8 protein-coding genes and 1 pseudogene are annotated in these 7,096 nt (G+C 56.2%); 3 read left to right on the top strand and 6 right to left on the bottom strand.

Translation table 11 applies throughout. The features are described 5' to 3' along the window. Positions 1-241: pseudogene (locus AC4CS3_RS23850) on the top strand (hypothetical protein); the annotation flags it as partial. A gap of 62 nt (positions 242-303) precedes the next feature. Here AC4CS3_RS23850 and AC4CS3_RS23845 read toward each other — a convergent pair. The 5 genes from AC4CS3_RS23845 to AC4CS3_RS23825 all read right to left on the bottom strand — a co-directional run bounded on the left by AC4CS3_RS23845 (position 304) and on the right by AC4CS3_RS23825 (position 4,425). Further along, positions 304-1,047 carry an ABC transporter permease gene (locus tag AC4CS3_RS23845; RefSeq protein WP_490785530.1) on the bottom strand — a complete coding sequence of 248 codons (744 nt, stop codon included), beginning with the start codon at positions 1,045-1,047 and terminating at the stop codon, positions 304-306. 6 nt (positions 1,048-1,053) lie between these two features. Then, positions 1,054-1,761, bottom strand: coding sequence for an ABC transporter ATP-binding protein (locus AC4CS3_RS23840; RefSeq protein WP_490785529.1), 708 nt, complete (start codon positions 1,759-1,761; stop codon positions 1,054-1,056). Between the two features lie 876 nt (positions 1,762-2,637). Further along, complete coding sequence (locus AC4CS3_RS23835; RefSeq protein WP_490785528.1) at positions 2,638-3,474, bottom strand: hypothetical protein; 837 nt, start codon at positions 3,472-3,474, stop codon at positions 2,638-2,640. Continuing rightward, positions 3,467-4,228 (bottom strand): SAM-dependent methyltransferase, encoded by a 762-nt coding sequence (locus AC4CS3_RS23830; RefSeq protein ID WP_490785527.1) that lies wholly within the window; start codon positions 4,226-4,228, stop codon positions 3,467-3,469. The genes AC4CS3_RS23835 and AC4CS3_RS23830 overlap by 8 nt, the downstream gene beginning before the upstream one ends. A 50-nt stretch (positions 4,229-4,278) precedes the next feature. Further along, complete coding sequence (locus AC4CS3_RS23825) at positions 4,279-4,425, bottom strand: hypothetical protein (RefSeq protein WP_490785526.1); 147 nt, start codon at positions 4,423-4,425, stop codon at positions 4,279-4,281. A gap of 926 nt (positions 4,426-5,351) precedes the next feature. Between AC4CS3_RS23825 and AC4CS3_RS23820 the strand changes: the two genes are divergently transcribed. Together AC4CS3_RS23820 and AC4CS3_RS23815 are read left to right on the top strand one after the other, a co-directional pair. Further along, the gene (locus AC4CS3_RS23820) at positions 5,352-5,618 is read left to right on the top strand and encodes a hypothetical protein (protein WP_490785525.1); all 267 of its coding nucleotides are present in this window, start codon (positions 5,352-5,354) and stop codon (positions 5,616-5,618) included. 122 nt (positions 5,619-5,740) lie between these two features. Next, positions 5,741-6,106, top strand: coding sequence for a hypothetical protein (locus AC4CS3_RS23815; protein WP_490785524.1), 366 nt, complete (start codon positions 5,741-5,743; stop codon positions 6,104-6,106). A 635-nt stretch (positions 6,107-6,741) separates the two neighbouring features. Here AC4CS3_RS23815 and AC4CS3_RS23810 read toward each other — a convergent pair. Beyond that, positions 6,742-6,963, bottom strand: a complete 222-nt coding sequence (locus AC4CS3_RS23810) for a hypothetical protein (protein ID WP_490785523.1) — start codon at positions 6,961-6,963, stop codon at positions 6,742-6,744. Positions 6,964-7,096 lie beyond the last annotated feature (133 nt).

Here is a 7,096-nt window from a genome sequence, read left to right as displayed (position 1 = left end):
ACGCTCCTGCCCTAGGCGTCAGACGGCCCTAACCACGCTCATCTGCGAAGGGCCCTATATCCAAGGCCTCCTCTCCCTGCCCGTCCTACAACGCGACCTTCTGGTCATGGCCGCCAACGAACTCATCGACACATTCCCCGAAGGTCGAGCGCCCTACTCCGACGAGCTCAGCCCGGATGGGGACTCCCCCAGGAAGGAACCCGGACCCGAGACGCAGGAGCTGCCGGAGCCTGAGGATTAGGCGGCGGGTTGCGTCGCTGGGGTTGAGGGTACGACGGCGCCCGGCACCTGGGCGGTTGCTGACTATCTTTCGTTTGAGACCCGGTCGGCAGCGCGAAGAAGGACGAACGCCAGTAGCAGTCCTGTGAGGCACCATGCGGCGGCGAGTCCATAGCCGAGCATAATTTCCGAGCCTTCGGCCCTAAGCCAAGCCACTTGATATGTAAGCGGGTTGGCTGCTGATAGCCATTTGATGTACTGGGGTGCCGAGTCCAGAGGATAGAACAGCGGAGCCGCCAAAACGACCGGAAGTGATGTAAGCGTAATAACCAAATCACGCTTGGAGTATGACTGAATCCTGGCGCCAGCTGCGGCCCCGAATCCTACCCAGCCCACAACAATCACAGCGCCTAGCGCAATGAGGTGGAACAGTTGGTCCGGTTGCATGACGTCGGCTCCGAAGAGGACACTCGCGACTCCGGCAAGGGTTAGGACTTGGGCCAGGAAAACGGAAACGGCAAATAAGACGAGACTTCCAAGGTAGCCGGCAATGCCGCCGCCCTGCATAACGTAGATTGCAAATATTCCCCATTTCCTGTCATTCGCTACATCGCTCACTGTCGAGGTCCCCGCCCTGAATGCGACGAGACATATCAGACCGACGAGGATGAAGGCCGGGTAACTTCCCTCCTCCGTAGCGACCGAGCCGCTGAGCCCGCCGCCAAGAAGGATAAGAAAGGCAATGGGTTCGATGAACCGACCCAAGTAGACCGAACGCCAGTTCCACATGGACAGGAAGTGGAATTTGGTCAGAACCAGGCTGCGCATGGATGATCAGACTCCTGCCCGGGCCAGGTAGCCGTCCCAGAGGTCTTCAGACAGGGGTGCAGCCCGCATGAATTCGTCAACGGGAAGGTCGGCTATGAGTTCGCCTTTATGCATGGCAACAACCCTTGTGCAGCGTGTGGCGAATCTGGAGGTTTCATGCGTGCTGATGAGCGCCGCTGCGCCCTGCACCATTCTGCATTCGAGATACGCGAAGACTTTCGAGATTCCGGAGGGATCAAGACCAGTAGTCGGCTCGTCCAAGATCATTAGCGGAGGATCTCCCGCCATGGCCCTGGCTATTTGTGTTCGCCGAAGTTCCCCGCCGGAGAGTGTTTCCGCAGTTCTCCCCAAGTAGTCTGTAAGTCCCATGGCGGCCGCCAACTCCTCGATAGTTTCACGGCGCTTCGTGCGGTTGGACCGCTGGCGGAGTTCCAAGCCGATGGAAATGTTCTGCCGAACCGTAAGTGACCAATCAATGATCTCTCGCTGTGGGCACCAGCCGATCTCATTCGAGGAGACGTGGAGTTCGATCTTGCCCTGATCCGGCCTGGTTAAGCCACCCAGGATGTCGAACAGTGTGGATTTTCCGGCGCCGTTGTGACCGACGACTGCGATGATCTCGCCTCGGGAAATTTTGATCGAGGCATTGTTGACGGCCTTGGCGGTCCTGCCGGGGTATTGCTTCGAAATGCCACGCGCTTCGATAAGGATCATTTTCGCGCCTCAACCTCTACTAGCTCTGCTAGTTCATCGGGACTTACGGAGTCAGCACACACAATGTGTATGGCTTCCTGGGGAAGCAACGAAGCCGTTCGCGACGGTTCACTTCCGGTGAACCAGCCCAAGGGCGGTGTCGGTGCGATTCGCACCGAAAACTCGGAGTCAGAACGGCTGAGGACAACGACGCGGTCCACGGCGCCTCCCTCAACATTGGCGGCGCCCAGAACTTGCTCAGGTTGAACCAAAGCCACCAGCCCTGTTTCTGGAGATACGGTAAGTCTGAAGTCAAGCGTGTGCAGAGTGGGAATTAATCGAAGGAGAGACTCTCGCCGAAAACCCAGTGGTGTTTCAAAAGTATGTGCGGTTCGCGTCTCGGTTTCGAAAACCATGAGGCTATCGCTTATCAAGCGGGCGCCGCGGCGGCAGAGGGCGATAGCTGTGGATGTCTTCCCCACATAGTGATCTCCAATGATGGCAATTATCGGTCCATCTGGAAATCGGACAATTGCGCCCGGATGTGAGGCCAGTCTGGTCCATAGGCTTGAATGGTAGAACGGCGGAAAGGGCGAAGGAGCTCCTGACCATTCCGTGAAAGTGATGTTATCATCGCACTTCACCCCGCCGCGGTACCGTATCTCTATGTGCTTACGGAGGCCGTCTTTGGACAATAAGCTTTGGAAAAAACCGCGTTCGGGCCAATCGAGGCATCTGATACTGACAGTTATCTCAGGGATCACATCCGCAGATAGATATCTCTTGAAAAGAAAAGCCAACTCTGCAAGATCATCAGGAACGCCCTCCGCGGATACCCCTACGCCAAAAAAGTCCAAACAAAGTTGGCCGTTCGCAGTCGCCCTATCGCCCATCGGCTCACTTTCCTCCTTGTCTTTCTTCGGTCAGTTCCAATATGTTTCGGACCGCGTCCTTGATATGCATATTCACGTCAAGCGAGATTTGAAGGGTGTTGGCGCCTAGACGTCGTATGGCGAACCGGTCAGATTCATTGAGGATGACTGTCCATATCCACCTTGGAGCAGTCGCACAGATTTGCGCACCGAATTCTCGAGCATGTACCGCCGCCGTAATCCCAGTTGGCGTTTGGAAACGAACGGCCTTGTCGATAAACGGGTCGAGCCATGGTGCTCTCGCAAGGGTTGCTTCGCGAACGCCGATTGGCCGCGTGAAGGGAAGGAATCGGTTTTCTCGTGTGATCGGAACGGTGTCATCGGCGACGAACCACCATCCGGATTTCAGAAGCTCCAGCAGGATCGAAGACTTACCAGACATTGACGGGCCATGAATAAGTATGGCGTCATCGGATCTATGCGGAGGACACGCTGCGCATCCGTGAACCGTTTTCAGTCTCCCGGCCAGCGGCGGCAGCTCGAACGGTGGCAGCGGCGTAGGGGCACCGACCGAGTCGAGTGGTCTGTCGTACGGCTTCCAGTCCCCGCTCGGTTCGCGAATAAAGACAACCTGATCGGACGTGACATCTAGAGTGAATGGCCCGTTCGGGGAATGCAGCCAAATGCTGACATCACTGTTGCCAGCAACGACATTGTCAACATAGTCCTGGAAATAATACTGCAGATGGAGCCTGTCCTGTTCGTGTTCCGTTGTCACTGCAACGCGACTGCCCCAGAAATTCAGGTGAAGAGTCGAAGTATGCTTAGCAAATTCGTTCAGCACTTTGCTTTTGTCAATCATAGATTCCGTCAATATATAGACTACAGCCGATATGAACGGAAGAAATTAGAGTGTTAATCTCTGATAACGATGCCGAGGCCACTTCCGGAGCCATATTCGCTCGCCACGACGACATGATAAGAGTGCACTCTCGAGTTGGTGGGTATACGCTTCGAAGATATCGAAACAAGATCTCTAGTCTCGCGTGACGATCCTCGTGGAATCTCAACTCGTTTGCACCAAAGTCGCCGACTTGGGAGATAAGCAAAGGAAATCGCTTGTCTACTGAAACTCTTTCCTTCACAAATGTTGATGCTTCGAACAATTGAACGCCAGCGTCGAAGCGCTTACCCAGGTCACACAGAATCTGGTCCACAAATGAAGTAGCGGCTAGCGGTTTTGCTCGAAGGCCAGCCTCCGCACACCTTCTCATGAGATCCCAGCTCGTATCAACAAGAAAGAGGGGGTGTCCATAGGTGAGGAAGGCTACGGAGCCGAGAAAATGATTCCGTTCAACATACCCAAATATCAGGTCCGCCATGGTTCCGTATACTTCAGCCGGGTCAGATGACGAGTTGTACAGCGTGTCAAGGTTGACTATGTCGGAGGCATACGTCTTACGAAGAACTGAATCGTAGGCGGTCAGATGAAGTATGGCCGCGCACCCGCGTAATACCTCGTCCGCCTCAATGGTGCGCCGCGAAAACCCGCCGATGCCAAGACCGACCAAATATAGCTCGGCCTTGGCATCAGGGACGCGGATGTCTTCTCGCATTACCCGCAAGAATATCTCCCCCGTTTGATCAGAAAGCTTGTCAGGCCGCGTTACAGCTTCATGAACTGACGGTGTCCGCCGCTGGCTTTGACGGTTTCCTCGATCGTTGGCACATAGACCGGGACGTAGGTGGCTCCGTCCGGGGTGAGCAGAGTTTCTTCTGTAGTGCTGGTGGCGGTGCTGTCAACAGTATTCATGAGGTTGCTCCTTACCTTGGTTGAAGCTGCACAATGCGTGCAACCATCGGAGCGTAGCTCGCCCAAACCATCATTCATGGGTCGTTCACTGAAAATGAGTGGTGTAACTGGGAAAAATGAGTGGTGGAACGGAGCAAATTAGGTGATAAATCGGTATCCTCCTGTGAGTATTTCGACGTCGGACACTTCCCGCAGGAAACGAGGTCGCCAGGGCAGATCCGAGCGTCACAGGGGCCGGATCCTTGCCGGCTGACGGGGACTCCCCAACCCCACGCTGACTAGGAGGATCACACCTTCTTTGTCAGCCCTGCCGGACTGGAGCCTAGTTGTTCGAGCACTTCGTCGGGCCGAAGGCACGCGACCTCAGTGATCGGCAGCTGCACCGAGTGCCGCTCCCGGACCTTGAGACCTGACGAATGCGCAGCCTGAAAGTCGTGCCTCGGGGTAAGGGCGCGGCGCGGACTAGCAAGGCTGGTTGGGTGGGCGGAAAGTGTCGTGGGTCTGGTTCTGCGAGCGGTTGGACGACGCGACGCCGGATTCGGCTACACGGAGATGGTCGCCTGCGAACACTGAGATTGGCTCTTTTCACACGGATTTTTGGAGAAATCACACTGAGATTCGGTAGATCGCACACGGAGACGCCCCCGGCGGGGCTTATTTTGCTGTTGATGAAACTTCTAACTCTCTCCGCGGCCGCAATTCTCTTGATCGTTGCCATCATTTCATTCGTCGGCAATCAGGCCACATGGGTGCTTCTCTGGCGGCGTCGGTGGCGAGTCTTGCGACCTGGTTTGTCTACAGGAAGCAAAATGACCACCGGGAACGACCGTTTGGTCCGAAGCCTGTCCCGCCCCTCGTCGGAACGGGTGGTTCCAAGCCTCCTCTGACGAGATCAATAACTGTAACTTCCGAAGAAAGCGGTATACATGAACCTGTCGGTCGTGGTGAGCCCAACTGATCCGGATAACCCAGTCGTCAGCGACGCCTGGGCTACTCCTGTTTTTGGCATCGTCTATTTCGTGTTGGTGGTCGTCGCGCTTGCATCCCTTATGGCATCAAAATGGATTCCCGCTCCGCTCAAAGTAGCGATTGCCGTCGCCATCTTTGTGTTGCCGTTTGTGAGCTCAGTTGCCTGGATTATCTACTCACAAGTGCGGCAGCGGAAGCTCGTAAGGCCGTCCAGAAGATTGTAGTGGGCCAGTCTAATTAGGACGCGGCATTGGGAGAAGACATGGTGATATCAGAGGCCCGGCTGGCACGACGTTCCAAAGGCTTGATCTGGGGAATTGTCGGCGCTTCAGTCATGGTCTTAGTCGTGTCTGCCCTAGTCTCGGGCATCGTATTGCCCGGGCTCCTCATGGCCGCCGGCATCGTCGCCTTCACCTGGGCGATTGTTCGGATGACCGTCTCCATCGCAATAGCTGAGGAGAAAATCGTCTTGCGCTGCGCGCCGTTCTATTCAACCGAAATGTCGATCTCAGACGTCGTGGCCGTAAGCCCGGCCCCGGAGACATCCCTTGCTGACGGATATGGCTTCCGGCTCATGGGCGAGGACACCCGAGGCTTGCTGGTGGGAGGGCCTGCGGTCACCTTGGAAACGAACGACCACCGATGGATTGTCTCAACCGCCCATCCCGAGGAGGTCACGTCGGCAATTCGAGATCAAATGACAACAAGGTGAAACCTGCACTATCCAAAGAAACAGGAGCCGTTAAATGATCCCCGCAGAACAATCCCGACACGTGATGCTTCACGGCTGGAGCGGCTTGCTGACGCTCGCAATAGCACTCTTGGGCCTGGCCATGATTTTCATTAGCCCCCTTCCCGAGCTGCTTGGACCGCTGTGGACCGGATACCCGGCCATAGCGTTTGGGTACATCTTTCTGGGGGTCCCGGCGATTCACCGTCACCGGTTAAGAAAGGCCGGTCAGAGCCGTTCTATTTAGGGCCATCGACTGGCAAAGTGGCAAACCCGCCGTCGCTCTGAGCACCACCAACAGCCTGCTCTACCGGGCAAGGAGCATCACCGCAGGCTGGCCGAGCCAATCCGGCTGACAAGGATGGTTCGCCATGGGAGCTATTCGGCCGCGACAAGCGCGACATCCACCTCCGCAAGCTCGGCCGCCAGGGCATCCGGCTTCACGGGCATCTGGAAGCAACCGACCACAGCGAACTCTTCGTAACGGACGACCTCCCCGGACGCCTGACAAAAGTCGAGGCCGCCTTCAGCGCAGGGGGTGTGAGTTCGACGACTGCATTGCCGCCGCGATCGAAAGCCGCGAACCCGCGCTCGTCAATGAAATGATCGAGTGGCTGCTACTCCTTAGGTGCCCGTCTTCTGAGCACAATGAGCCAAGTAATAGATCCGGCAACCACCAGGATGCTCCCCAGCCAGAGGGCATCCTGCAGTGGTGGGGTGGCCTCTGTCAGATTGGCAGCGTCAATCTCAAATGTCCGCACTGTCCAGATCACTGTTACGACGGAAAAGACTACGAGGCCAAGCGCACCTATGATGATGGGGGCTGTTCGGTTACTCATTTCGTCCCTACTTTACGTGCCACCAATTGCACCGGTACCTGATGAAGTCGAGTGGGTTAGTCACAACTCGGCGCCAACCCGGAATTTGTCAAGGTGAATGAGGCCAGTGGGAGTTAGGCTGCTGCTTTTGTGT

Source organism: Arthrobacter sp. SE2, assembly GCF_058244265.1.
This window is presented reverse-complemented; position numbering and strand designations above follow the sequence as displayed.